This window comes from Streptomyces sp. NPDC046876, from assembly GCF_040645035.1.
GTDB lineage: Bacteria > Actinomycetota > Actinomycetes > Streptomycetales > Streptomycetaceae > Streptomyces.
The window spans coordinates 64088-87181 of record NZ_JBEYXK010000021.1; the positions used below are offsets into that span (position 1 = coordinate 64088).

Annotated in this window: 19 protein-coding genes; 12 read left to right on the forward strand and 7 right to left on the reverse strand. The window is 75.4% G+C overall.

Annotation, left to right across the window (positions count from 1 at the left end; genetic code table 11):
* Window positions 1-245 precede the first annotated feature (245 nt).
* Window positions 246-1619, reverse strand: coding sequence for an MFS transporter (locus ABZ924_RS14910; RefSeq protein ID WP_361908570.1), 1374 nt, complete (start codon window positions 1617-1619; stop codon window positions 246-248).
* A 212-nt stretch (window positions 1620-1831) separates the two neighbouring features.
* Here ABZ924_RS14910 and ABZ924_RS14915 point away from each other — a divergent pair, with 212 nt between their 5' ends.
* Window positions 1832-2698, forward strand: coding sequence for a helix-turn-helix transcriptional regulator (locus tag ABZ924_RS14915; RefSeq protein ID WP_361908486.1), 867 nt, complete (start codon window positions 1832-1834; stop codon window positions 2696-2698).
* A 34-nt stretch (window positions 2699-2732) separates the two neighbouring features.
* Here ABZ924_RS14915 and ABZ924_RS14920 read toward each other — a convergent pair whose 3' ends face one another.
* Window positions 2733-5102 carry a UvrD-helicase domain-containing protein gene (locus tag ABZ924_RS14920; protein WP_361908573.1) on the reverse strand — a complete coding sequence of 790 codons (2370 nt, stop codon included), beginning with the start codon at window positions 5100-5102 and terminating at the stop codon, window positions 2733-2735.
* A 198-nt stretch (window positions 5103-5300) separates the two neighbouring features.
* On the opposite strand from ABZ924_RS14920, the gene ABZ924_RS14925 reads away from it, so the two are divergent.
* The 4 genes from ABZ924_RS14925 to ABZ924_RS14940 all read left to right on the forward strand — a co-directional run bounded on the left by ABZ924_RS14925 (window position 5301) and on the right by ABZ924_RS14940 (window position 8275).
* Window positions 5301-5495 (forward strand): hypothetical protein, encoded by a 195-nt coding sequence (locus tag ABZ924_RS14925; RefSeq protein ID WP_361908489.1) that lies wholly within the window; start codon window positions 5301-5303, stop codon window positions 5493-5495.
* Complete coding sequence (locus tag ABZ924_RS14930) at window positions 5492-6079, forward strand: DUF6328 family protein (RefSeq protein WP_361908492.1); 588 nt, start codon at window positions 5492-5494, stop codon at window positions 6077-6079. The genes ABZ924_RS14925 and ABZ924_RS14930 overlap by 4 nt, the downstream gene beginning before the upstream one ends.
* A gap of 70 nt (window positions 6080-6149) precedes the next feature.
* The gene (locus ABZ924_RS14935) at window positions 6150-6848 is read left to right on the forward strand and encodes an aspartate/glutamate racemase family protein (protein ID WP_361908495.1); all 699 of its coding nucleotides are present in this window, start codon (window positions 6150-6152) and stop codon (window positions 6846-6848) included.
* Window positions 6849-7069: 221 nt separating this feature from the next.
* Window positions 7070-8275, forward strand: a complete 1206-nt coding sequence (locus ABZ924_RS14940; protein WP_361908498.1) for a low temperature requirement protein A — start codon at window positions 7070-7072, stop codon at window positions 8273-8275.
* 4 nt (window positions 8276-8279) lie between these two features.
* Here the strand turns inward: ABZ924_RS14940 and ABZ924_RS14945 are convergent, their stop codons facing one another.
* A complete protein-coding gene (locus tag ABZ924_RS14945; protein WP_361908501.1) occupies window positions 8280-8798 on the reverse strand; it encodes a protein phosphatase in 519 nt (172 codons plus the stop codon).
* Window positions 8799-9060: 262 nt separating this feature from the next.
* Here ABZ924_RS14945 and ABZ924_RS14950 point away from each other — a divergent pair, with 262 nt between their 5' ends.
* From ABZ924_RS14950 to ABZ924_RS14960, 3 genes are all read left to right on the forward strand, one after another.
* The gene (locus tag ABZ924_RS14950; protein ID WP_361908504.1) at window positions 9061-9942 is read left to right on the forward strand and encodes a hypothetical protein; all 882 of its coding nucleotides are present in this window, start codon (window positions 9061-9063) and stop codon (window positions 9940-9942) included.
* Between the two features lie 96 nt (window positions 9943-10038).
* Window positions 10039-10566 (forward strand): hypothetical protein, encoded by a 528-nt coding sequence (locus ABZ924_RS14955; protein ID WP_361908506.1) that lies wholly within the window; start codon window positions 10039-10041, stop codon window positions 10564-10566.
* Window positions 10567-10604: 38 nt separating this feature from the next.
* Window positions 10605-11213, forward strand: coding sequence for a YdeI/OmpD-associated family protein (locus ABZ924_RS14960; RefSeq protein WP_361908509.1), 609 nt, complete (start codon window positions 10605-10607; stop codon window positions 11211-11213).
* A gap of 11 nt (window positions 11214-11224) precedes the next feature.
* Here ABZ924_RS14960 and ABZ924_RS14965 read toward each other — a convergent pair whose 3' ends face one another.
* Window positions 11225-13309: a SpoIIE family protein phosphatase gene (locus ABZ924_RS14965; protein ID WP_361908512.1), complete on the reverse strand. Its 2085-nt coding sequence runs from the start codon at window positions 13307-13309 to the stop codon at window positions 11225-11227.
* Between the two features lie 404 nt (window positions 13310-13713).
* On the opposite strand from ABZ924_RS14965, the gene ABZ924_RS14970 reads away from it, so the two are divergent.
* The 4 genes from ABZ924_RS14970 to ABZ924_RS14985 all read left to right on the forward strand — a co-directional run bounded on the left by ABZ924_RS14970 (window position 13714) and on the right by ABZ924_RS14985 (window position 20542).
* Entirely contained in the window at window positions 13714-14079 is a 366-nt protein-coding gene (locus ABZ924_RS14970; RefSeq protein ID WP_361908515.1) for a hypothetical protein, read from the forward strand.
* A 174-nt stretch (window positions 14080-14253) separates the two neighbouring features.
* Window positions 14254-18162, forward strand: coding sequence for a helix-turn-helix domain-containing protein (locus tag ABZ924_RS14975; RefSeq protein WP_361908518.1), 3909 nt, complete (start codon window positions 14254-14256; stop codon window positions 18160-18162).
* Between the two features lie 147 nt (window positions 18163-18309).
* On the forward strand, window positions 18310-19161 hold the full coding sequence (locus tag ABZ924_RS14980; RefSeq protein WP_361908520.1) for an NlpC/P60 family protein: 852 nt from the start codon (window positions 18310-18312) through the stop codon (window positions 19159-19161).
* Window positions 19162-19297: 136 nt separating this feature from the next.
* A complete protein-coding gene (locus tag ABZ924_RS14985; protein ID WP_361908523.1) occupies window positions 19298-20542 on the forward strand; it encodes a serine hydrolase domain-containing protein in 1245 nt (414 codons plus the stop codon).
* 72 nt (window positions 20543-20614) lie between these two features.
* Here the strand turns inward: ABZ924_RS14985 and ABZ924_RS14990 are convergent, their stop codons facing one another.
* The 3 genes from ABZ924_RS14990 to ABZ924_RS15000 are packed head-to-tail and all read right to left on the reverse strand — an operon-like array spanning window position 20615 to window position 22958.
* A complete protein-coding gene (locus ABZ924_RS14990) occupies window positions 20615-21565 on the reverse strand; it encodes an ABC transporter permease subunit (RefSeq protein WP_361908526.1) in 951 nt (316 codons plus the stop codon).
* Entirely contained in the window at window positions 21562-22527 is a 966-nt protein-coding gene (locus tag ABZ924_RS14995; protein WP_361908529.1) for an ABC transporter ATP-binding protein, read from the reverse strand. Before ABZ924_RS14995 ends, ABZ924_RS14990 begins: the two co-directional genes overlap by 4 nt.
* Window positions 22524-22958, reverse strand: coding sequence for a GntR family transcriptional regulator (locus ABZ924_RS15000; protein ID WP_361908532.1), 435 nt, complete (start codon window positions 22956-22958; stop codon window positions 22524-22526). The genes ABZ924_RS14995 and ABZ924_RS15000 overlap by 4 nt, the downstream gene beginning before the upstream one ends.
* Window positions 22959-23094 lie beyond the last annotated feature (136 nt).

Genomic DNA, 23094 nt, shown 5'->3' on the forward strand with positions numbered 1-23094 from the left:
CTGGGGCGGAACCCCAGAAAGCCCGGCCGGAGCGGCCCAGGCCTGAGACGGGGTCCGGCAAACCGCCCCCAACGCCTGAGGCGGTGGTCCGGCCAACCAAGCCCCGCCGGCGATCGAGGCGCGGGGCCTGGGGCAGAGCCCCGGAAAGCCCGGGTGGATCGGCCCAGCTGGGGCGGGGGGCAGCAGGATCAGCCTCGCCGGCGATTGAGGCGCGGGGGCGAGCGCCGCGAGGGCGTCGCGGCGGGTCAGCGGACCGTGCGGGGGAGGCGGAGGCTCAGGGCCGTGGTCAGGGTGATCAGGGCCAGTTGGACCAGCAGGGTCGCGAGGGCGGCGTCGCGGAGGCCCGTCGACGCGGACAGGGCGAGGAAGAGGCTGCCGAGGGTGGCGACACCGAGGGCGAGCGCGGACTGCTGGGTCGTGGTGACCACCCCGCTGCCCACCCCGGCCCGGTCCCCCGGCACATCCGAGAGCATCAGCCGCATCAGCACGGGCAGTTGGAGCCCCTGCCCGAGGCCCGCGACCGCCACGCCCGGGGCGAGTTCGGCGAGCCCGAGGTCCGGCCAGCCGTACCGCAGCGTGAGCAGCAGCGCGCCGATGCCGACGGCCTGGAGCACTCCGCCCGCGGTCACCACCCGGCTGCCGAACCGGCCGGTCAGCCGCGGCCCGGCGAGCGAGGCCCCGAAGAAGGCCACGGCCATCGGCGCCAGGGCCAGCCCGGCCGCGACGGGGCCCATGCGCAGGCCCTGCTGGAGGGCCACGGCGACGACGAACATGAACCCGCTGAAGCCGATGGAGAACGGCACCATCATCACCAGGCCCCGCCGCAGCGAAGGCAGCCGCAGCAGGCTCGGCGGCACGAGCGGGGTGCGGCCGAGGCGGTCGGCGCGCCGCTCCACCACGAAGAACCCGGCGGCGGCGAACGGGAAGGCGCCGAGCAGCAGCCACGTCCACAGCGGCCAGCCCGTGGCCCGCCCCTCGGTCAGCGGCAGCAGCAGCGAGACGAGCGACAGCGCCAGGAGCAGCGTGCCGGGGACGTCGACGGAGGCGGGCCGGTCCGAGCGGGTCTCCGGGACGCAGCGCACGGCGAGCACCAGGCCGAGTACGGACACCGGCACGTTGACGAGGAACACCGAGCGCCAGCCGAGGCCGGCCACGTCGGCGGCCACCAGGACCCCGCCCAGGACCTGCCCGGCGACCATGGACAGCCCGCCGGTGGCCCCGTACAGGCTCATCGCCCGGGCGCGGCGGGCCCCTTGGGTGGTGGCCTGGATGGTGGCGAGCACCTGGGGCAGCATCAGCGCGGCCGCGCCGCCCTGGGCCACCCGGGCCGCGACGAGGGTCCACGCGGTCGGGGCGAGCCCGCAGGCCAGCGAGGTGAGGCCGAAGGCGGCCATGCCGGCCAGGAAGAGCCGGCGGCGGCCGGCGGTGTCGCCGAGGCGGCCGCCGAGAACGAGGAGCACGGCGTAGGCGACGCCGTAGCCGCCGACGATCAGCTCCAGCACGGCGGGGCCGGCGGCGAGGTCGTGGTCGATGGCGGGGAGGGCGACGTTGACGATGAAGAAGTCGATCAGCGGCAGGGCCGCGCCGAGCAGCACGGTGAACAGCCCGAGCGGGCCGATCGAGGCGGCGGCAGGGAGAGCGGCATGCGTTGAGCCGGAGTCGGCACGGGAGGAGCCGGAGTCGGAGCGGGTGGGGGCGGGGTGGGTCCTGCGGATCGTTGTCTCACTCACACAGGAAACGATCACCGCCCGCTCAGCCTGGTACCAGAGTGTCTTTATCCTGGTACCGGCAGTACCTGGCAACCGGATGAGCGGTGCGGCAGGCTGGTGCCATGACCACTGTGGCACCCGAGAGCGACGTACGCCGGCACGAGCTGGCCGACTTCCTGCGCAGCCGCCGCGAGCGGATCACCCCCGAGCAGGTCGGGCTGCCGCGCGGCCGGCGCCGGCGCACTCCGGGGCTGCGCCGCGAGGAGGTCGCCCAGCTCTCCGCGGTCGGGGTGACCTGGTACACCTGGCTGGAGCAGGCCCGCGAGATCCAGGTCTCCGCCCAGGTCCTGGACGCCCTGGCGCGCGCCCTGCAGCTGGACTCCAGCGAGCGGGCGCACCTGTTCGCACTGGCCGGCAGCACGGACCCCGCGCCCCACACGCCGTGTTCGACCGTGACCCCGGCCGTGCAGGCGATGCTGGACCAGCTGGCGCCGTTCCCCGCCTGCGTGCAGAACAGCCGGTACGACATCCTCGCGTACAACGCCACGTACGGGCGGCTGCTGTGCGACCTGGACGCGCTGGCGCCGGAGGACCGCAACTGCCTGTGGCTGTCGTTCACCAACCCGGGCTGGCGGGCGGCCGTGGCCGACCCCGAGGAGCTGATGCGGACGATGGTGGCCAAGTTCCGGGCCTCGATGGCGGAACACCTCGCCGACCCCGCCTGGAAGGGCCTGGTGGCCAGGCTGGAGGCGGAGTCGGCCGAGTTCCGGGAACTGTGGGCGCGGCACGAGGTGGTCGGCCAGGGCTCGCGGGCGAAGTACATCCGCAATGCGCAGGTCGGGCTGCTGCACCTGGAGCACACCAACATGTGGATCGGCCCGGCGGCGGGGCCGCGCCTGGTGACGTACGTGCCGCTGGACGAGGAGACCCGCGAACGCCTGGAGGTGCTCCAGTCGTTGGCGGAGCCGACCCCGGTTGCCCTGGTCTGACGGCCGGCCTACGGGCCCACCCGGCTCGCCGGGCCTACCGGGTCTCCGTCCTCGCGTCCCCGTCCGCGAGGCCCTCGGGCAGGCGGCCCGAGTGCACCACTCCGAGGGACTGGGTGGCCCGGGTCAGGGCCACGTAGAGGTCGCTCGGCAGGAGGTCCGCCGGCTCGACGACGACCACCGAGTCGAACTCCAGGCCCTTGGCCTGGCGCGGGTCCAGCAGGACCACCGCACGGGTCAGGTCGGGCTCCGCGCCCGCCCGTACGCCGGGCAGTACGCCGGCCAGCGCCCCGTGCAGGTCCCGCGGGGCGATCACCGCGAGCCGGCCCTCGGCGGGCGCGTCCCCGCCCACCGCGCGGCCGGCCATCCCGCCGACCGCTTCGCCGACCGCTTCGGCGACCGCGGCGGCGACGTCGTCCGCGGCCCGCACCCAGGGCCGCCGCCCGGTGGAGCGCACCGAGCTCGGCGGCTCGAACCCCGGGTGGCGGGCCCGCAGCACGGCGGCCGCGACGTCCATGATCTCGGCGGGCGTACGGTAGTTGACGCCGAGTCGCACGAGCTCCCAGCGGTCCCCGACGTACGGGTCCAGGATCTCCTCCCAGGAGCCGCAGCCCGCCTCGTCGCCCGTCTGGGCCGGGTCGCCCACCAGGGTCATCGACCGGGTCGGGCAGCGCCGCATCAGCAGCCGCCACGCCATGGCGGACAGCTCCTGCGCCTCGTCGACGATGACGTGCCCGAAGGCCCAGGTGCGGTCGGCGGCGGCCCGCTCCGCGGTGCTGCGGTGGTCGGCCTCCTCGTGCCGCTCCGCCATCCGCTCGGCGTCGATGATGTCGTGCGCGGCGAGGAATTCGTTCTCCATGTCCTCGAACTCGTACGACTCCGAGCCGGCCGACAGGTCCAGCACGCCCTGCGCGTAGGCGATGCGCTCCTGGCGGGCGCGCTCCTCGGCGATGCGCTGCGCGCTGTCGTCGACGCCGAGCAGTTCGGCGGCCTCGTCGAGCAGCGGGACGTCCGCGGGCGTCCAGTCGCCCCCGGTGCGTCGGATCAACTCCGCGTCCGCCTCCGGGAGGTGGGTGGGATCGGCGAGGAAGTCCGCGACCAGGCCCTGCGGGGTGAGCGGCGGCCACAGGCAGTCGATCGCGGAGTGCACCTCGGCGCTGGTCGCGATCTCCTTGCCGAGCTGGGCGATGTCGTCCGGGCCCAGCAGGTTGGGGCCGCCGTACGGGTCGGCGCCGAGCCGGTCGGCGAGCTGCTCGGTGAGGGAGTCGATGACGGCGAACGCGAAGGTGGGGCGGGCCAAGTTGTGGGGCAGCCCGGTGGCGCGTGCCCGGTCGCGGGCCGCGTGCGCCATGGTGCGGTCCAGCAGCAGGGTCCCGTACTCGTCGTGGTCGATCTCCAGGGCCGGTTCGGGGAGCACGGAGCTGTCCTCGCCGGTGTCGGCGGGCAGGCTCTCCGGCAGGGTCTGCCGGTCGCGTACGACCCGGGCGAGGACCTCGGCCATGTCGGCGCGGCCCTTCACGGCCGCGGCGCCGGGCCGGTCGGTGCCGGTCGCGCGGATGCCGGGGAACAGCTCGCCCATGGTGGCGAGCAGCACGCCGGTCTCGCCGAGGGAGGGCAGCACCTCGCCGATGTAGCCGAGGAACGCGGGGTTCGGGCCCACGATCAGCACGCCGCGCTTGGCGAGGTGCTCGCGGTGGGCGTAGAGGAGGTAGGCGGCCCGGTGCAGGGCGACGGCCGTCTTGCCGGTGCCGGGGCCGCCCTCCACGACGAGGACGCCGCGGTGCGGGGAGCGGATGATCCGGTCCTGCTCGGCCTGGATGGTCTGGACGATGTCGTGCATGCGGCCGGTGCGGGCGGCGTCGAGCGCGGCGAGCAGCACGGCGTCCGCGTCGGCGCCTTCGAGCCCGGTGCGCTCGGGGTCGGTGAGGTCGAGGATCTCGTCGTGCAGGGCCGTGACCTCACGGCCCTTGGTGGTGATGTGGCGGCGCCGGCGCAGGCCCATGGGGTGGTGGCCGGTGGCGAGGTAGAACGGGCGCGCCACGTCGGCCCGCCAGTCGAGGACGAGGGGCGTGCGCTCGGCGTCGTCGCGCCGGATGCCGATCCTGCCGATGTGGTGGTCGCGGCCGTCGGAGAACTCCAGGCGGCCGAAACACAGGCCGTTCTCGCCGGTGTTCAGCGCGGACAGCAGGCCCGACTGCTCGGCGACGAGCACGTCGCGCTCCAGGCGGGCCTGGAACCCGGTGCCGGCGGCGGCCAGCGCCCCGCGCATGGTGAGTTCGGCCTGGTCGCGCAGGTCGTCGAGGCGCGCGTAGAGACCGTCGATGAATTGCTGCTCATGACGGAATTCCTCGGTTGACAATTTCACTCCCGACCCGATACAGTGTCCCCGTAAGGCTTTCTTTCGCATGCGGTAAAGCGGCGTGCGAAACATCAAATATACGCGGTGGATCACCCCGGACGTCAATTCGTTCCGGGGCTTTTTTGTATTCCCGCATGCGGCTGCCCTCTCGGGGCAAGCGTCACCCGTACGGCCCACTTGTCGGGCCTTCCGCACCCGGCCCTGCTGTCGTGGAGGGACGAACCGTCGACCAAACGGGGAGCTCACATGTACGAAATGCACCTCGGTGAGGCGGTCACCGGGCAGGGGCCGGTCTGGCACGTCGTCACCCACGACCGCTCGGCCACCCTGTGCGGCCGCCCCCTCCTGCCGGCCGACCACGTCGAGACCGACCACCACTGCATGCCCTGCATGACGGCCTTCCGCGACGTCATGGGCCGCCGGGCCACAGGGGAGCAATGACACCCGGCCCGAACCCGCCCGCGGAGCGGGATCCGAGCCCGGAGCAGGGTCCGGCCCCGGATCCGAGCCCCGAGTCGGACCCGTACCGCACGAACGGCAGGCACGAGTCGCCCAACGAGCGGGCCGACCGCCAGTGGCAGGAGCTGGTGCAGGAGATCCGCGTGGCCCAAACGGGCGTGCAGATCCTCTTCGGCTTCCTGCTGACCGTCGCGTTCACCGCACAGTTCCAGCACCTGGCGCCGGCGGACCGGACGATCTACGTGGTCACCGTCGTCCTGGGGTCCCTGTCCACCGGGGCCCTGATCGGCCCCGTCGCCTTCCACCGCATCGTCGCGGGCCGCCGGATCAAGCCCGAGGCGGTGCGCTGGGCCTCGCGGCTCACCATGGCGGGCATCGTGCTGCTGCTGGCGACCCTTGTCGCGGCCCTGTTCCTCATCCTGCGCGTGGCCGCGGACCACTCCGTCGTCCCGTGGCTGGTGATCGGAGTGCTGGCCTGGTACGTGCTGTGCTGGTTCGCGCTGCCGCTGTGGGTCCGCAGCCGCCATACGCAAGCCCACCCGGGGGGCGCCAGCAGACCAAAGTGACCCTTATGGATCGAGGCCTTGCTACCCTCCTCCCCTTATAGAAGTGTGGTTGAGGAGGGGACGGGCCCACGTGAAGACGATCGGACTGCTGGGCGGAATGAGCTGGGAGTCGACCGCGGAGTACTACCGCCTGCTGAACGAGTTCACCCGGGACCGGCTCGGCGGTCTGCACTCCGCGCGCTGCGTCGTGTATTCGGTGGACTTCGCGGAGGTCGAACGCCTCCAGGCCGAGGGCCGCTGGACCGAGGCCGGCGAGCTGCTGGCAGCGGCCGCCGGGGCGCTGGAGGCGGCCGGGGCCGACCTCGTCCTCCTCTGCACCAACACGATGCACAAGGTCGCCGACCGGGTCCAGGCGGGCATCGGCGTGCCCCTGCTGCACCTCGCCGACGCCACCGCGGACGCCGTGAAGGCGGCGGGCATCGGCCGGGTGGGCCTGCTCGGCACCGCGTTCACCATGGAGCAGGACTTCTACCGCGGGCGGCTGGCTTCGGCCGGACTCGACGTCCGCGTGCCCGACGCCGGCGGGCGTGCCCTGGTGCACCGGGTGATCTACGAGGAGTTGTGCCGGGGCGTCGTCCGCGAGGAGTCGCGCGCCGCCTACCGCGCCGTCATCGAGGCGCTCGCGGCCGACGGCGCCGAGGGGGTCGTCCTCGGCTGCACCGAGATCGAGCTGCTCATCGGCGCCGCCGACAGCCCCGTCCCCGTCTTCCCGACGGCCCGCATCCACGCCGAGGCCGCGGTGACGGCGGCCCTCGCCACCCACGGGTAGCGCGCTTCGCCACGCGGGGCGCCGGCTGCGCGTGGTGTCATACGAGGAGCAGACGGCCGCCGGGCGGGAGGCAAGGGCGCAGGCATGGGCACACCACCGTGGGGCGCGGGAGCACGGGGCGGGGACGTCGCGGGCGTGGCGCACGCCGTCGGCTGTGGCGCGCCGACGGCGAAGGGCATCGCGCCGGGGGCGCCGGGCGGGTCGACGGCGAAGGGCACGCCGTGAGCGGCGGGGACGCCGAAGCGGCGGGCGCCGGCGGGCAGGCGGCGCGCGAGGGCCGGCACGCCGACTGGCTCGAGCTCTTCTTCGACCTGGTCTTCGTCGCGATCGCCGCCCAGGTCTCCCACCAGTTGCACGGCGACCCGGGCCTGCGCGACTTCGCCGTCTTCCTGGGCCTGTACTTCCCGCCCTGGTGGCTGTGGGTGAACCTCACGGTGTCGGCGAACCTCTTCGTCGACGACAGCCCGCGCCGCCGGCTCCTGATGCTGTCCGCCATGTTCTGCATCGCCGTCATGGCCGCCGCCGTGCCCGAGGCCGACGCGGGCCGCGGCTCCGTGTACGCCCTCGGCTACGCCGGGACCCGGCTGGTCCTGCTCGGGCTGTGGTGGCCCGCCACCCGGTACCCGCCGCCGCGGCGCGTCCCGCGCTGGCGCCCGCTGTCGTACTGCCTGGGCTCCGGCGTGCTGTGGGCCGCCTCCGCCGCCGTGCCCGCGCCCTGGCAGTACGCCGTCTGGGGCGCCCTGATCGCCGCCGAGATGGCGCTGCTGCTCACCGCGCGGGGTGCCGCGATGCCCGGCCGCGTGGACACCGGGCACCTCGTCGAACGCGTCGGGCTGGTCGTGATCATCGTGCTGGGCGAGTCCGTCATCGCGCTGGTCACCTCCGCGGACCACGCCTGGACCCTGCGGGCCGGGCTCGTCGGCGGCCTCGGGTTCGTGCTGCTCGCCGCGCTGTGGTGGTCGTACTTCGACTTCGGCTCGACCTCGGCGGAGATCGTCCTCGCCGCCGCCGACGACCGCCGCGCCTATCTCCTGGCCCGCGACATGGGCGGCTTCCTGCACTTCTTCGTGACCGCGGGCGTGCTGTCGATGGCCGCGGGCCTGGCCACCGCCGTCGAGGACGCCGCGCACCCGCACCTGCCGTCCGGCGCCGTATGGGCCCTGGCCGGCGGCCTGGCCCTGTACCACGCGGCCCACGCCGGCATCGCCCTGCGCTACGGCCGCCCGCTGGGCTCGGTCGCGGTGTGGGCCGTCCCCGGCATCGGCGTCCCCCTGCTCGTCCTGTGGGCGGCCGGCCGCCTCACCCCGTGGCTGGTGGTCCTCCTCCTCGCCGCGGAAGCCGTGGCCCACCTGCTGTACGCCCGGGCCGTCCTCCGCCGCCGCCTGGCCGCCAAGGCCGCCGTTGCCCGGGGCGACCGCGCCCGGTAGCCGGTCAGGCGGGCGGTCCGTCCAATCCGGCCAGCAGGCCGGCGACGTCGAGGCCCGTCGCGAGGTACTCCTCGAACACCCGGTTGTTCAGCGCCCAGGGGGACCTCCGCTGCCGGACGGTGGCGATGGCCGCCGCGGCCTCTTGCCCGAACCCCATCAGCGCCTGCGCCACGACCAGGCCGGACCGGTTGTAGCCGGAATGGCAGCGGACCAGGGTGGTCCGGCCTGCGCGCACGGCCCGGCCCACCTCCTCGGCCAGCTGCTGGACCTCCCGGAGCTGCGCCGCGGTGAGCGGTCCGTCGGGGATCTCGGCGAGCCGGTGCTCGACGTCCGGCGCAGGCCCGTGGCCCGGCCGGGTGAACAGGCTGACGACCAGGTCGAACTCGCTGCCCACGACCGCCTGGCGGGTCTCCCCCAGACCATCCGCCCAGTAGTGGCCGCCCATCCAGAGCCCCGGAACGATCTCGTTCCAGGAAGCCTCCGGCGGCTCGGGATCGCCGGACTCCTTGCGGCGCGTCCTCACGGTTGCCCCCTCCTCGACCGAGCCGGTCGTCCGCTCCGGCCCTGCGCTGCCCCTTCGTGCCCCGACTCTCGATGCTCTCGCGAACTTTCCCCCGGCGACAGCGGTTCGGGGGGACGGGCGCGCACGCCACCACCCCGGCGCCGGCCCTGTCCGGGTGGCGCGCGAGTGGTCTGGGCGGCGTTCTAGGCTGGGTTGGGCCGGGGCGTGGGCGCCGGACGGGCGGGGCGTTCGGGGCGCCGCCGGGTGCGGAGGAGGCGTGGGGATGAGCGACACCGCCCGGGTGGCCCTGGCCACCTCGGCCGAGGGGCTGGCCTGGGACACCGACCTGCCCGGGATGCTGGAGGCGCTGCGGGCGCGCGGCCTCGACGCGGTGGCCGCGCCCTGGGACGACGGGGGCTTCGACTGGTCGCAGTGCGACGCGGTGGTCGTCCGCTCGACCTGGGGGTACGCCCGGCGGCGGGCGGCGTACCTGGCCTGGGCCGACGCGGTCGGGGCCGTGACGCGGCTCGACAATCCGGCCGCGGTCCTGCACTGGAACACCGACAAGACCTACCTGCGGGACCTCGCCGGGCACGGCGTGCCCGTCGTCGCGACCCGCTTCATCGCCCCCGGCGAGGCGGTGGTCCTGCCGGAGCGCGGCCAGTTCGTGGTCAAGCCGGCCGTCTCGGCCGGCGCGCAGGACACCGCCCGCTACGGCGAGGAGCACCACGGGCCGGCGGCCGGACACGTCGCCGCCCTGCATGCCGCCGGAGCCACCGCGATGGTGCAGCCGTACCTGGCACGCATCGACGAGGGCGAGCGGGCGCTGGTCTTCCTGGGCGGCGTCTTCAGCCATGCCGTCCGCAAGGGGCCGGTGCTCACCGAGGTCGGGGTCATCGACAACGACCGGGCCCCGCACCCGGATCTGGCGCCGCACCTCCCGACGGCCGCCGAACTGGCCCTGGCCCGGGTCGCGCTGGCCGCCGTGCCGGGGGCGGGCCGGCCGGTGCTGTACGCGCGGGTCGACGTGGCGACCGGCGACGACGGGGAGCCGGTGGTGATGGAGCTCGAACTCGTGGAGCCGGACCTGTTCATGGAGCACGGCGGGGACGCGCTACGGCACTTCGCGGAGCTGGTGTACGACCGGGCGGCAGCGGCCCGCTGACGGCCGTGTGGACGGGATCGGTCGTTACGGGTCAACTCCCTTGGAGGAAAGGGTGATTCCGCGGCCGACGGCACGCCCGGCTGCAACCATGCGGGCATGAACTCACGACCCGTCGCGGCCGCGGTGGCCGCCTTCTCGCTCTTCACCCTCGCCGGCTGCGCCGGCGGCCCCGGCGCGTCCGACTCCCGTGCCGAGGGCGCCGCAGCGGCCGCCGCGGCGCCCGTGGCCCCCGCCGCCTCCGCGCAACCGTCGGCCCCGCCCGCGACGGAGCCCCCCGCGGCCGCGTTCGCGTCGGCGTCGGCTCCGGCGGCCTCCTCGGACTCCCCCGGTGCGGCGCCGTCCTCGCCCGCCGGATTACCCTCCGGCCCCGGGCCCGAGCAGCGCGCCACGTACCTCGCGTCGCTCGACAAGATCGACCCCGAGATCGTCGGCGGCGACGAGGAGCAGGCGGTGGGCCGGGGCCTGGAGCAGTGCCGGTTCATGGCGGGCGAGCAGGACGCCGGCAAACGGCTCGAATCGGCGGCCGGGCGCTTCACCGGCCCCACCCATCCCAACGGCTTCGGCCCGATGAAGAACGTGCTCATCCTGGCGGCCGTGAAGGTCAACCTGTGCCCCGCCGCCTGAGCGGCGGCACTGTCGGACCCGGCCGATAGCCTGGCGGCATGGACGAGTTGGATGCGCTGGACGGGGCGGAAGTGATCGCGTTCGCGGACGCCGGGGCGTTCGAGGCGTGGCTGGCCGAGCACCACACGCGCCACGAGGGCGTGTGGATCAAGATGGCGAAGAAGAGGTCCGGGATCGCTTCGGTCACCGACGACGAGGTGGTCGACATCGGGCTGTGCTACGGGTGGATCTCCGGGCAGCGCCGCTCCCTCGACGAGCGGTACTACCTGCAGAAGTACGTGCCGCGCCGCCCCCGGAGCCTGTGGTCCCAGGTGAACGTGGAGCGGGTCTCGGCGCTCACCGCGCTCGGCCGGATGCGCGAGCCGGGACTCGCCGAGGTGCGCAAGGCGCAGGAGGACGGGCGGTGGGCCGGGGCGTACGCCTCCCAGAGGTCGGCGACGGTGCCGCCGGACGTGGTGGCGGCCCTCGATGCCGAGCCGGAGGCGAAGCGCGCCTTCGAGGCGCTCGACCGGACCGGCCGCTACCTGGTGGTCCTGCCCGTCCTGCAGGCCCTGACGCCCGAGGCCCGGCGGACGCGGATCGAGCGGGCCGTGGCCCTGCTGGCCGAGGGCCGGGAGCGACCGCCGGGGCCGGCGGCGGACCGGTAGCCGAACCACCCTCAGGCGGCCGACGGCCCGGGTGCCGGCGCGCGGCGGACCCGGGCGAGGACGAGGACGGTGTCGTCGGTGGCCGCCTCGGGCAGCAGCTCGCCGAGGATGCGGTCGGCCGCCTCCTCCAGCGAGCCGACCGGCCCGGCCAGCCGGCTGCGCAGCGCGTCGATCCCGGTGTCGATGTCCTGGCCCCGCGCCTCGACGAGGCCGTCGGTGTACAGGGCCACGGTGGCGCCCTCGGGGAGCTCGGCCCCGGTCGTCCGGTAGGCCACGCCGCCGACCCCCAGGGGCACCCCGGGCCCGTGGGCGAGCGCCTGCACCGTGCCGTCCGGGCACCGGACCAGGGGCGGGGGGTGGCCCGCGTTCGCCATGAGGGCGCGACCGGTGTGCGGGTCGTAGAGCAGGATCAGGCAGGTCGCCCAGTCGATCCCCGCCTCCTGGGCGCAGTCGTCGAGCTCGGCGAGCAGCGCCGCGGGGTCCCGGACGTGGCGGGCCAGCGCCTTGGCGGTGATCCGCAGCCGTCCCATGGCCGCGGCGGCGGGGACCCCGTGGCCCATCACGTCGCCGACGACGAGGGCCACCCGGCCGTCGGGCAGGGCGATCGCGTCGTACCAGTCGCCGCCGACCTGGGTGACGCGGCTTCCGGGCAGGTAGCGGTGGGCGATGTCGACGTACGGGCCGGCGGCCGGGGCGCTGGGCAGGAGGGCGCGCTGGAGGGTGAGCGCGATGTCCTGGACCCGGCCGTACAGGCGGGCGTTGTCCAGGCAGAGGGCGGCGCGGGAGGCGAGTTCGCCCGCGAGGCTGAGGTCTTCCTCGGCGAAGGCGGGGCGGTCCGCCGAGCGGCCGAACAGGGCGATGCCCTGCACGGTGCCGCGGGCGATGAGCGGGGCGATGAGGACGCAGGCCAGCCCGCTGTCCAGGAGCAGCTGTGCGCGTTGCCGGTGGGGGACGTTGCGGGTGATGAACTCCTCGTTGACCGGCACGGACAGGGGACGGCCGGTGCTGAGCATCCGGTGGATGCTGGAGCCGGGCCGGTACGTCACCTTCTCCAGGCCGCTCACCAGCTCGACGGCGGGCTCGGGGAGGGTGGTGCCGGAGGCGATCCGGCGGGTCGACAGCGGCAGCAGCGGGTCGAAGTCCGCGGTCTCGTCCATCCACTCGACGAGTTCGACGATGCAGGCGTCGCTGAAGTCGGGCACGGCCGCCCCGACGAGCTCGCGCGCGGTGACCTCGAGGTCGAGGGTGGTTCCGATGCGCGCCGCGGCCCGGTCCAGCAGGGCGAGGCGCTGGCGGGCGGCGCTCGCCTCGAGGATGGCCCGCTCGCGGTCGGTGACGTCGACGACCAGTCCGCCCAGGCCGCGCCGGGTGTCGCCCGCGCCGCTCAGCGGGAAGAAGCTCACCGAGCGGACCTGGTCGCGGTCGGGGCGCCCCGGTGTGCGCAGGCCCACCAGGGCGGCGATGACGGGCCGGTCCTCGCGGGCCACGGAGCGCAGCATCCGCTGGAACTCTCCGTCGTCCGAGGTGAGCATCACGTCGGTCACGCGGCGGCCGAGGTGGTCGGCGACGGGGACCCCGTCCATGTCGGCCAGGGCCTGGTTGAGGTGGACGTAGCGCAGTTCCTCGTCGAGCATGACCAGGCCGATCGGGCAGGTCTCGAAGAGGGCGTCGAGGAAGGCGAGGTTGGTCTTCACCCGGTCCAGCTCCGCTCCGCGGCTGGCCAGGCACAGCACCGCGGAGCGGCCCGCCGGGTCGGTCAGCGGGAAGGCCCGGAAGCCGCAGTCGAACGTCTCGCCGTCCCGGTGCCGGGCGGGCATGCGCACGCGCCAGTACCCGAGGGTGCGGGCCCGCTCGGCGAGCCGGTCGGCGCCGCCGGGGGCGCCCTGCGCGGGCTCGGGGAAGAGCAGGCCCGCGGGCCGGGCCAGCACCGCGTCGGCCGGGTACCCGAAGAGGCTCTGTGCTCCGGGGCCCCAGTAGCGGATGCGGTCCTCGTCGTCGATGCCGAAGACGGCCACCGCCACGTGCTCCAGCAGGGCGCCCGGTTCGGACCGGATCGGGCCGGGGTCCTGCTCTCCCCCCAGCCGGTCCGGTGGCATCGCCGGCCCCCTTCTGCGCGCCCCGCGCGGGTGGCTGTCCGGTACCCGCGCGGCAGGCGCGGCGCGGGTCGCTCCCTCAATTCTGCCCGGCATCGGCCGCACCGGACATTCCGGCGGCGCACGGCAGGGCGCCCCGTTGCCCGCCCGGGGCCGTTCCGGCAGGTCGGGGGCGGTTTCCCGGACGGTACGGCGACGGGCGACGGGCAACCCGTCGACCTGCTGCCCGGGGCGGGGACAGGCTGAAGCCGCCGGAAGCCGCCGGGCCCGAAGCCGCCGGCACGGCACCGGCCCGTGCACACCACCGTGCACACCTGCACACCTGCACACCTGCACACCTGCACACCTGCACACCTGCACACCACCGTGACCGCACCGCGGGAACACAGCCTTCAGGGGGACACACCATGCGCAAGACGATCCGCGGCGCCGCCGCACTCGCCACCGCCGCCGCGGCCGTCGTGGCCCTGGCCGGGGCCGCCGACGCCAGGCCCGCCGACGACTGGGCCGGCTGCCCGGACGGAGCGGTGTGCATATACCCGCAGAACCAGAACCCGGCCGTGGCGCCGAGCCAGATCTTCTACAGCTACGGGGCCCACAAGCTCTTCGACCAGTACGGCAACCACTGGGTCCTCAACAACCAGTACGGCGGCGCGACCGCGAGCCTGTGCACCGGCTCCAACGGCACGGGCTGCGGCGGCCCCATCGCCCAGGGAACCGGTGTCTACGCCGACCTCGGCCCGATCAACTCGATCACCCTCAACCGGCCGTAGCCGCCGGCTCGTTCGGACAGCCTTCCGGATCCGCCGCCCGGCGGGGCCCGGAAGGCTGCCGTCCTGCACTGTTTTCCGCCATGCCGTATGCAGCGCGCGTTCCGCCGTCCGACCCCCGCGGTAGCCTGGGCCCGCCATCTCACGACCCGGTCGCGCACTGCCATGGGGGATGCCGTGGGGGATGCCGTAGGGGACCCGCCGCCGGAGCCGGCGTCGGCCGAAGTGCCGTCGTTCCCCGCCCGGTTACGGCGGCTGCGGGTGCAGCGCGGCCTGTCGCTGGCGGGCCTGGCCCGGCAGACGCACTACAGCAAGGGCTACCTCAGCAAGATCGAGACCGGCGCCAAGCGCGTCACCCTCGACGTGGCGCTGCGCTGCGACCGGGTCCTGGAGGCGGAGGGTGCGCTGGTGCGGCTGGCCCGGGAGGCGGAGGCGCAGGCCGCCCGCGCCGCCGCGGGCGGGGCCGGCCCGCCGGCGCCGGCCGGCGGGCCGCAGGCGGAGGGCGAGTGCCCCTACCGGGGGCTGGCGGCCTTCACCCCGCAGGACGCGGGCCGGTTCTTCGGGCGGGAGCGGGCCACGGCCGCGCTCGTCGAGCGGGTCTTCGAACGGATCGGCAGCGGCCCGCTGGTCCTGGTCGGCAGGTCCGGCGCCGGCAAGTCCTCCCTGCTGAGCGCGGGCCTCGTACCGGCGCTCGGGCGCGGCGGCGGCTTCCCGATGGCCGGGGCCGACGGCTGGCCGGTCGTACGGTTCACCCCGACCGCGCGTCCGCTCCAGGAACTGCTGGACTGCACCGCGAAGGCGCTGGGCGGCGACCTCGGTCTCACCGCGCAGGAGGTGCGGGAGCGGCCGGAGGGGCTCCTGGAGGCCGTGCACCGCCTGTCGGACGGTACGCCGGCCGGCCCCGGGGAGGCGGGGTCCGGCGTGCGGCCGGTAGTGCTCGTCGACCAGTTCGAGGAGGTTTTCACCCTCTGCGGTGACGGGGACGAGCGGCGCGCCTTCGTCCGGGTGCTGTGCGCCCTGGCCGCGGCCCGGCCGGGGGACGCTCCGCGGCCCCGGCACCCCGATCCGGCCGTTGTCGTGATCGGCGTACGGGCCGACTTCTCCGGGGCCTGCCTGGACCTGCCCGAGCTGGTCCCCGCCTTCACCGACGGGCTGTTCGTCCTGCCGCCGATGTCCGTGGCGGAGCTGCGGGAGGCCGTCGTGCGCCCGGCGGAGCTCGCCGGGCTCACCCTCGAAGCGGGCCTGGTACCGCTGCTGCTGCGCGACGCCGGGGTCGCCCCGGACGGTGCGCCCGGGTCCGGCTCCGCTCCCGCCGGGGCGCTGCCGCTGGTCTCGCACGCGCTGCTGGCGACCTGGGAGCGCCGGGAGGGGGCCGCCCTGACCGTCGCGGGCTACGAGCAGACCGGCGGCATCCAGGGCGCCGTGGCGCAGAGCGCCGAGGGTGTGTTCGCCGGGCTGTACCCGGCCGAGCAGCGGATGCTCCGCCGGATCCTGGTGGCGCTGGTCCACGTCGCCGACGGGGCGGCGGCGACCCGGCGCCGTCTGGAACGGGCCGCCCTGCTGGAGCAGCTGGCCGACCCGGCCCCCGCCGCGCGGGCCCTCGACGCGTTCGTGCAGGCCCGGCTGATCACTGCGGACCGCGACACCGTGGAGATCGCGCACGAGGCCCTGCTGCACGCATGGCCCCGGCTGCGCGGCTGGATCGACGCCGACCGGGCCGGGCTGCTGGTCCACCGCCACCTGGCCGGGGCCGCCGAGGAGTGGGAGCGGGAGGGCCGCGACCCGTCGGTCCTGTACCGCGGGACCCGGCTGGAGAACGCCCTCTCCTGGGCGGACGGCCTCGGCGGCCGCAGCCCGCTCACGCCGCTGGAGGCCTCGTTCCTGCGGGCCGGGCGGGCCGCGGAGGACGCCCGGCGGGCGCAGGCCCGGCGGCAGGTCCGCATCCGGCAGCGGATGCTGGCCCTGCTCCTCGTCCTGCTGGCCCTCGCGCTGACCGCGGGCGCCGTCGCGTACCGGCAGCGGGCGGGTGCACTCGGCCAGGAGCGCGCCGCCCGCTCGGAGGCGCTGGCCGCGCAGTCGGCGGCCCTGGCGGCCGGCCGGCCCGAGGAGTCGATGCGGCTGGCGCAGGAGGCGTACCGCACCCAGGCCACGGCGGCGGCGCGCGGGGCCCTGCTGAGCACACAGGCACAGCCCTTCCTCACCCGGCTCGGCGGTCACAGCGGCCCCGTCAACGCGGTGGTCTTCGGCCCCGGCAACGGGCTGCTGGCAACGGCCGGTTCCGACGGGAAGGTCCTGCTGCGCCGGGTCTCCGACCGCCGGACGACGGCGACGCTGACGGTGCCGGGCCGGGTCCGTGCGCTCGCCTTCGCCCCCGACGGGCGCACCCTCGCGGCGACGTCCACCGAGGGTCCCGTACGGCTGTGGGACACCGCCGGGCGCCCGGCGGCCGTTCTGGAGCCTGACACCGCCGACGCACGGGCCGTGGCGTTCTCGCCCGACGGGCGCACCCTCGCCGTCGCGGCCGCCGACGGCACCGTACGGCTGCACGATCCGACGGGCGGCGCGGCCGGCCCGGACGACACGGGCCGCCCGGCCACGGCCCCGGCCACAGCCCCGGCCGCGGTCCTGGCCGGCCACACCGGCAGGGTCGACGCGCTGGCGTACGCGCCGGACGGCCGCACCCTCGCCTCGGCGGGCTCCGACGGCACCGTCCGGCTGTGGGACCCGGCCACGGCCAAGGAGCTCGCGGTCCTGCGGGGCCATGCCGGCGAGGTGCTGGGCGTGGCGTTCTCTCCCGACGGGCGGAGCCTGGCCAGCGGCGGCGGCGACCGGACCGTGCGGCTGTGGGACGTGGCCGGGCGGCGGACGACGGCCACTCTGACGGGGCACAACGACGACGTCAACGCGGTGGCCTGGACCCCGGACGGCACGACGGTCCTCGGCGCCGGCGGCGACGGCACCACCCGGCTGTGGGACGTGCCGAGCGGCCGCCTGGTGTCGACGCTGTCCGGACACACCGACTACGTGCTCGCCCTCGCCGTGGACGCGGCGGGCACGACGCTCGCCACGGCCGCCTTCGACCAATCGGTGGTGCTGTGGGACCTGCGCGGCGCGGCGCTGACCGCCCGCCCCTTCACCGAGGTCCGGCACGCCGCGTACAGCCCGGACGGCAGGCTGCTGGCCACGGCCGGCGGCGACCGCACGGTGCGGCTGTGGGACGTGCCCGGGCGGCGGCCGGCCGCGGCGCTGGAGGGCCATACGGGCACGGTGTACTCGGTGGCGTTCGCGCCGGACGGGCGGGTGCTGGCCTCGGCGGGCTCGGACGGCACGGTCCGGCTGTGGGACGTCGCCGCGCACCGGGCGCTGGCCACGCTGCCCGGCCACGGCGGCATCGTGTTCGCGGTGGCGTTCTCCCCGGACGGCCGCACCCTGGCCTCGGCCGCCTCCGACCGCACGGTCCGGCTGTGGGACGTGGCCGCACGCGCCCCGCTGGCCACGCTCACCGGCCACACGGACTTCGCCAACGACGTCGCGTTCAGCCCCGACGGGGCCACCCTGGCCAGCGCGGGCGACGATCTGACCGTACGGCTGTGGGACGTGGCGGGGCGCCGGCCGCTGGCCACGCTCACCGGCCACGCGGGCGCGGTCCGGGCCGTCGCCTTCGGCCCGGACGGGCGGACGCTGGCCAGCAGCGGCAACGACGGCACCGTACGGCTGTGGGACGCCCGGCGGCATGCCGCCCTCGCGGTGCTGTCCGGCCCCGCCGGCTCCGTACGCGCCCTCGCCTTCTCCCCCGACGGACGGATGCTGGCCGCCGGCGGCAACGACCGCACGGTACGGCTGTGGGACGTGCCCGGACGGCGGCTGTGGGCCGCGCTCGCGGGCCACGGGAACGCGGTGTGGGGCGTGGCCTTCTCCCCCGACGGCCGGACGGTGGCCAGCAGCGGCAGCGACGGCACGGTGCGGCTGTGGAACACCGATCCGGGGGCCCGGCTCGCGCAGATCTGCCGGCTGCGCACGCCGTCGGCACCGACGGCGGTCCCGGTGGCGGCACCGGCGGCGGCGGAGTGCGGCGAACAGCCCTGATCGGCAGGGGTTTCCCGCAGGGTTTCCCGTTGCCCGTACGAGTGGTGCGCCCTCGGGATCTCGACGCGCCGGGCGCCGCCGCGCCAGGCTCTCGTGGCACGGGCGGTGACGGCGCGTCACCGCCGCTCGAGCGAAACGGGGTCCTCCATGCTGCGCCGGTCCGGTGCCCTCGGCACACTCATCGCACTCCTGGCCCTCCTGCTGTGGGCGCCCCCGGCGCCCGCCGCGGCCCCGGCGGCGGCCGACGGCTCGTGCCGGGTCCTGGCGCCGGGCGCCTCCGCGGCCGAGCGGGCCGTCGCCGCCGCGTGCGAGCAGGTCGCGGCCGGCGTCTGGTACAGCTGGGGCGGGGGCCACGGCCCCCAACCGGGCGCCACGTACGGTCAGGTGGACCCTACCGACCCGGCCAGCGAGCACGATCCCGAACGGCTCGGCTTCGACTGCTCGGGCCTGATCCGGTACGCCTACGCGCAGGCCGCCGGCTCGGACCTCCTCGACGGGACGGCCTCGGCCCAGTACTACACGCACCGTGCGGCCGAGCGCTTCACGGCCGACCGGGGGCTCGCCCCGCTGCTGCCGGGCGACCTGCTGGTGTGGGGCACTTCCGAGGACCTGCACCACATCGCCCTCTACCTGGGCGCGGGCCGGATGGCGGAGGCCCGGCAGTCGGGGACGAAGCTGATGGTCAGTGACGTCCGGCTGGGCGGCGACTACTACGGGGCGGTGCGCGTCAACACCGGTCTGGTGAACGGGTCCCTCTTCCGGACGTGGGGCACGGGCGTGTGGACCAAGGAGCTGCCGTCGACCGCGGCGGCGCGGGTGTACGCCTTCCCGGGACCGACCACGATCCGGGTGCAGTGCCAGAAGCACGCGGAAACCGTGACCTCGGACGGCTACACCAACGACGCCTGGTCGTACCTCCCCGACTACCGGGCCTGGGTGACGAACATCTACATCCAGGGGCCCGCCTGGCTGGACGGCGTACCCACCTGCACCTTCTGACCCGGCGCGGATGCCCGGGCGGCCCCCGGGCAGGCCGTACGATCCCCCTTCCTCCCCATTTCCCCCCTTCTCCCTCCCCCGCTTCTCCCCCACCTTCCGCCCCTTTCCCCGCAGTTCACCGCAGTCGAGGAGCACAGTGCGTCCGTCCCCCCACCGCCGTCCGACCATCGGCGCCGTCCTGCTGGCCGTGACGGCCGCCGCCCTCGCGCCGGCGGCCACCGCCCACGCCGTCGCCGGATCCCCACCCGCCGCGGTCGCAGCCCCGGCGCCGGCCCCGGCGCCCGATGCCGAGGCCCTCGTCCGGGCGTTGCGCAACACGACCGCCGCCGGGGCGCCCGGCGCCATGGCCCGCTTCACCGGTCCGGGGCGGGTGCTGGCCCGGGCGGTGGGCGTCCGGGACCGGTCCACGGGCGCCCCCATGGACCCGCAGGCCCGCTTCCGGATCGGCAGCGTCACCAAGACCTTCTCCACCGTCGTGCTGCTCCAGCTGGTGGCCGAGGGCCGGCTGGGGCTGGACGACCCGGTGGTGCGCCACCTGCCCGGGCTGCTGCCCGACGACCGGATCACGGTGCGCCACCTGCTGACCCACCGCAGCGGGCTCGCGGACTACACGGAGGCGATGTTCGCGCGGACCGTGCCCGGCTTCGAAGCCGTCCGCACCAGGGTGTTCGCCCCGCGCGAGCTCGTGGACCTCGCTCTGCGCGAGCCGAGGACCTCCGAGCCGGGCGCCGCGTACGGGTACTCGAACACCAACTTCATGGTCGTCGGCATGCTCGTCGAGAAGGTCACCGGGCACCCGGTGGGCCGGGAGTACGAGGACCGCATCATCAGGCCCTTGAAGCTGCGCGACACCTCGTACGTGCACCCGGCCACCGCCGTGCGGGGCCGGCACGTGCGCGGCTACCTCCACCCCGACGAGGCCGGGGCCCCCCTGGTGGACTCGACCGAGCAGACGGCGTCCTGGGCGCAGGCCGCCGGAGCGATGATCTCCAACCCGGCGGATCTGAACACCTTCGTGTCCGCGCTGCTCGGCGGCCGGCTGCTGCCGGCGCGCCTGATGGACGCGATGCTCGCCATGAGCCCGGTCGATGCCGCCGGCACCCGGTTCTACGGACTCGGGCTGCGCCGGTACGACCTGTCGTGCGGGGTGTCGGTGTACGGCCACACGGGCACGGTGCAGGGCTACTACACCTACGCCTTCGCCACGCGGGACGGCCGGCGCTCGCTGGCCGCGATGGCGAACACCTCCAACCGGGGTGAGGCCAACACCGCCCTGGGCGGCACGCTGGAGGCGGCGTTCTGCGGGACACGGGCGGCGGCCCCGGCAGCCGGGCGCGGCTTCGCGGTCCGGGCGGAGCCGGACCTGCCGGAGCGCGGCTGAGGCCGGACACCCCGACCAGGGGCCTGCGACCGGCGCTCCCACGGGGGTGGGGCGCCGGTCGGGCCGCGGTTCTCACACGAGGTGGCGGCGGCGGTGCAGCAGGGCCGCGGTCAGGGCGAGCAGGGCTGCGGCGAGGCCGAGGTAGACCACGGTGTCGAGCGCCTGGAAGGTCCAGAAGTCGGAGCTCGGGTAGACCTTGTGGACGCGGCCGACGTAGCCGTGCTCGGCCATGCAGGCGCGCAGTTCCTCGCCGGAGAACGCGCAGCTCTCCAGCGGGTGCTGGGCACCGTCGGGGGTGAGGTAGCGGTAGCCGGCGGACCAGGCGCTGCCGATGAGCTGCTTGGGCGTCATGCCCGGGGTGATCCGGTCGGTGGGGGTGACGAAGTCGCGGCGGAAGAGGGTCAGGAAGGCGGTGGTGCCCAGGACCGCGACGGCCGTCAGGCCCATGGCCGGGAGGGTGCGGCGGACGAGGAGGCCGATCGCGGTGCCGGCGGACAGCGCGAAGAGGGAGCAGGCGACGGCGGCGGGGCCGGAGCCGTTGAGGATGTACGGGTCGTGCCAGTAGACGCCGTTCTGCATGTTGGAGATCGGCGCCCACCACCAGGCGAGGAGGGCGGCGAGGGCGGCGGAGACGACGGCGGCGCAGAGGGCGGCGAGGCCGAAACGGGCGGCGAACCAGCTGCGGGCGCCGACGCCTTGGGTGAGGGCGACCTTGACGGTGCCCCGTTCCAGTTCGCGGCCGATCAGCGGGGCGCCCCAGAACATGCCGATGACGGCGGGCAGGAGCACGGAGACGGTGCCCAGGACCCGGATGCCGGGGGTGTGCTCGAAGACGGCCACCTCGGTGGAGGTGCGGCAGACGCCGTTCCAGCCCTTGCAGGAGGTGAGGTCGTGGCCGCCGACCGCCGCCATGAGGTCGGCGCGTTCCAGGACGACCCAGACCGCGCAGCCCGCGACGAGCAGGAGGCCGGCCAGGATCAGCAGGCGCTGCTGGCGCCAGGCGAGCCAGAGGGTGCCGTTCATGCCGCGGCTCCCGTCTGCGCGGCGGGCCGGGCCGGGGCCGCGGCCGACGGGGGCGGGTCCGTGCGGGACGTGGAGCGCAGGTGGGCGAGGAGGAGTTCCTCGAGCGAGGGGGTGGCGGTGATCCAGCGCCCGTCGGCGCCTGCCGGGAGGGCCGAGCCGGGTGCGTTGCGGATGACCGCGGTCACCTGGCGGCCGGTGGTGGTCGCCTGGACGACGGCGGAGCGGTCGGCGCCCGGGGGCAGGCCGTCGGACGTGGCGGGGTCGGCGCGGCCGGTGAGGCGGGTGTAGGCCTCCCGCAGGTCCTGGGTGTCGCCCGCGAGCCGGATGCGGCCGTCCTGGAGGAGCAGGACGTGGTCGCAGACGTTCTCCAGCTCGGGCAGCACGTGTGAGGAGATCACGACGGTGATGCCGCGGTCGGCGACCTCGGCCATGAGCAGGCCCATCACCTCGTGGCGCGCCAGCGGGTCCAGGTCGGCGAGCGGCTCGTCGAGCAGCAGGAGGTCGGCCTGCTTGCCGAGGGCCAGGGCGAGGGCGACGCGGGTGCGCTTGCCCCCGGAGAGGGTGCCGACGCGGGCGGTGAGGGGGATGCCGCCGTCGCGGACGAGGCGTTCGGCCTTGTCCTGGTCCCAGCGGCGGCCGCCGAGCCTGCGGCCCACGGCGAGGGTGTCCTCGACGGTGAACGTGGGGTAGAGGGGCCGGTCCTGGGCGACGAAGGCCGTACGGTCGCGGGCCTCGCGGCTGCCGGGGGCGGCGCCGAAGACCCGTATCTCGCCGCCGGTGGGCCGCAGCAGGCCGGTCATCAGGTGGAACAGGGTGCTCTTGCCGGCCCCGTTGGGGCCGACGAGCGCGGCGATGCGGCCCGGCGGGAGCTCGAACGTGCAGTCCCTCAGGGCCTTCTTCCCCCGGTAGGCGTGTTCGGTCGCCGTTGCCCGGAGCGCCGGGACGGCGGTCGGGTCGTTCACGTGGTGTCCTCTCGTGACGGTGCGTCCGCGCCTGGTCGGGGCGCGGGCGCGGGGGCCGTCGTCTCGGCGAGTGCCGCCTCGACGAGGGCGAGGATGTCGGCGCGCCCCAGTCCTGCCGCCTGGGCCCTGGCCGTCCAGGCGAGGAGCTCGGCGCGCAGGGGCGAGTCGGCCGCGGCTTCGGGGCGCGACAGGGAGCGGGTGACGAAGGTGCCCCGGCCCGGGCGGGGTTCGACGAGTCCCTCGCGCTCCAGCTCGCGGTAGGCCTTCAGGACGGTGTTGGGGTTGATCGCGGTCGCCTCGACGACGGCCCGGGCCGTGGGCAGCCGGTCCCCCGGTTCCAGCACGCCCAGTCTGAGCGCCTGCTTGACCTGGTTGACGAGCTGCAGGTACGTGGCGACCCCGCTGTGCCGGTCCACCTGGAACTCGATCATCGTCCGCCCCACCCCTGCACCATTCCACTAATGTGTTAGTGGAATGGTGCAGCGATGAGTGAGGGTACGTCAAATCGAGGCGTGACGAGGGGAGGAGGTCTCGAAAGGGCGAAGGGGAACGGCCGGTCGGTGCCGG

What these genes read in the sequence shown, in the direction of transcription:
- ABZ924_RS14915 (WP_361908486.1), top strand. Translation starts at nt 1,832, where the DNA reads ATGACCACTGTGGCACCCGAGAGCGACGTACGCCGGCACGAGCTGGCC.
- ABZ924_RS14920 (WP_361908573.1), bottom strand. Translation starts at nt 5,102, where the DNA reads ATGCGAAAGAAAGCCTTACGGGGACACTGTATCGGGTCGGGAGTGAAA.
- ABZ924_RS14925 (WP_361908489.1), top strand. Translation starts at nt 5,301, where the DNA reads ATGTACGAAATGCACCTCGGTGAGGCGGTCACCGGGCAGGGGCCGGTC.
- ABZ924_RS14930 (WP_361908492.1), top strand. Translation starts at nt 5,492, where the DNA reads ATGACACCCGGCCCGAACCCGCCCGCGGAGCGGGATCCGAGCCCGGAG.
- ABZ924_RS14950 (WP_361908504.1), top strand. Translation starts at nt 9,061, where the DNA reads ATGAGCGACACCGCCCGGGTGGCCCTGGCCACCTCGGCCGAGGGGCTG.
- ABZ924_RS14955 (WP_361908506.1), top strand. Translation starts at nt 10,039, where the DNA reads ATGAACTCACGACCCGTCGCGGCCGCGGTGGCCGCCTTCTCGCTCTTC.
- ABZ924_RS14960 (WP_361908509.1), top strand. Translation starts at nt 10,605, where the DNA reads ATGGACGAGTTGGATGCGCTGGACGGGGCGGAAGTGATCGCGTTCGCG.
- ABZ924_RS14965 (WP_361908512.1), bottom strand. Translation starts at nt 13,309, where the DNA reads ATGCCACCGGACCGGCTGGGGGGAGAGCAGGACCCCGGCCCGATCCGG.
- ABZ924_RS14970 (WP_361908515.1), top strand. Translation starts at nt 13,714, where the DNA reads ATGCGCAAGACGATCCGCGGCGCCGCCGCACTCGCCACCGCCGCCGCG.
- ABZ924_RS14980 (WP_361908520.1), top strand. Translation starts at nt 18,310, where the DNA reads ATGCTGCGCCGGTCCGGTGCCCTCGGCACACTCATCGCACTCCTGGCC.
- ABZ924_RS14990 (WP_361908526.1), bottom strand. Translation starts at nt 21,565, where the DNA reads ATGAACGGCACCCTCTGGCTCGCCTGGCGCCAGCAGCGCCTGCTGATC.
- ABZ924_RS15000 (WP_361908532.1), bottom strand. Translation starts at nt 22,958, where the DNA reads ATGATCGAGTTCCAGGTGGACCGGCACAGCGGGGTCGCCACGTACCTG.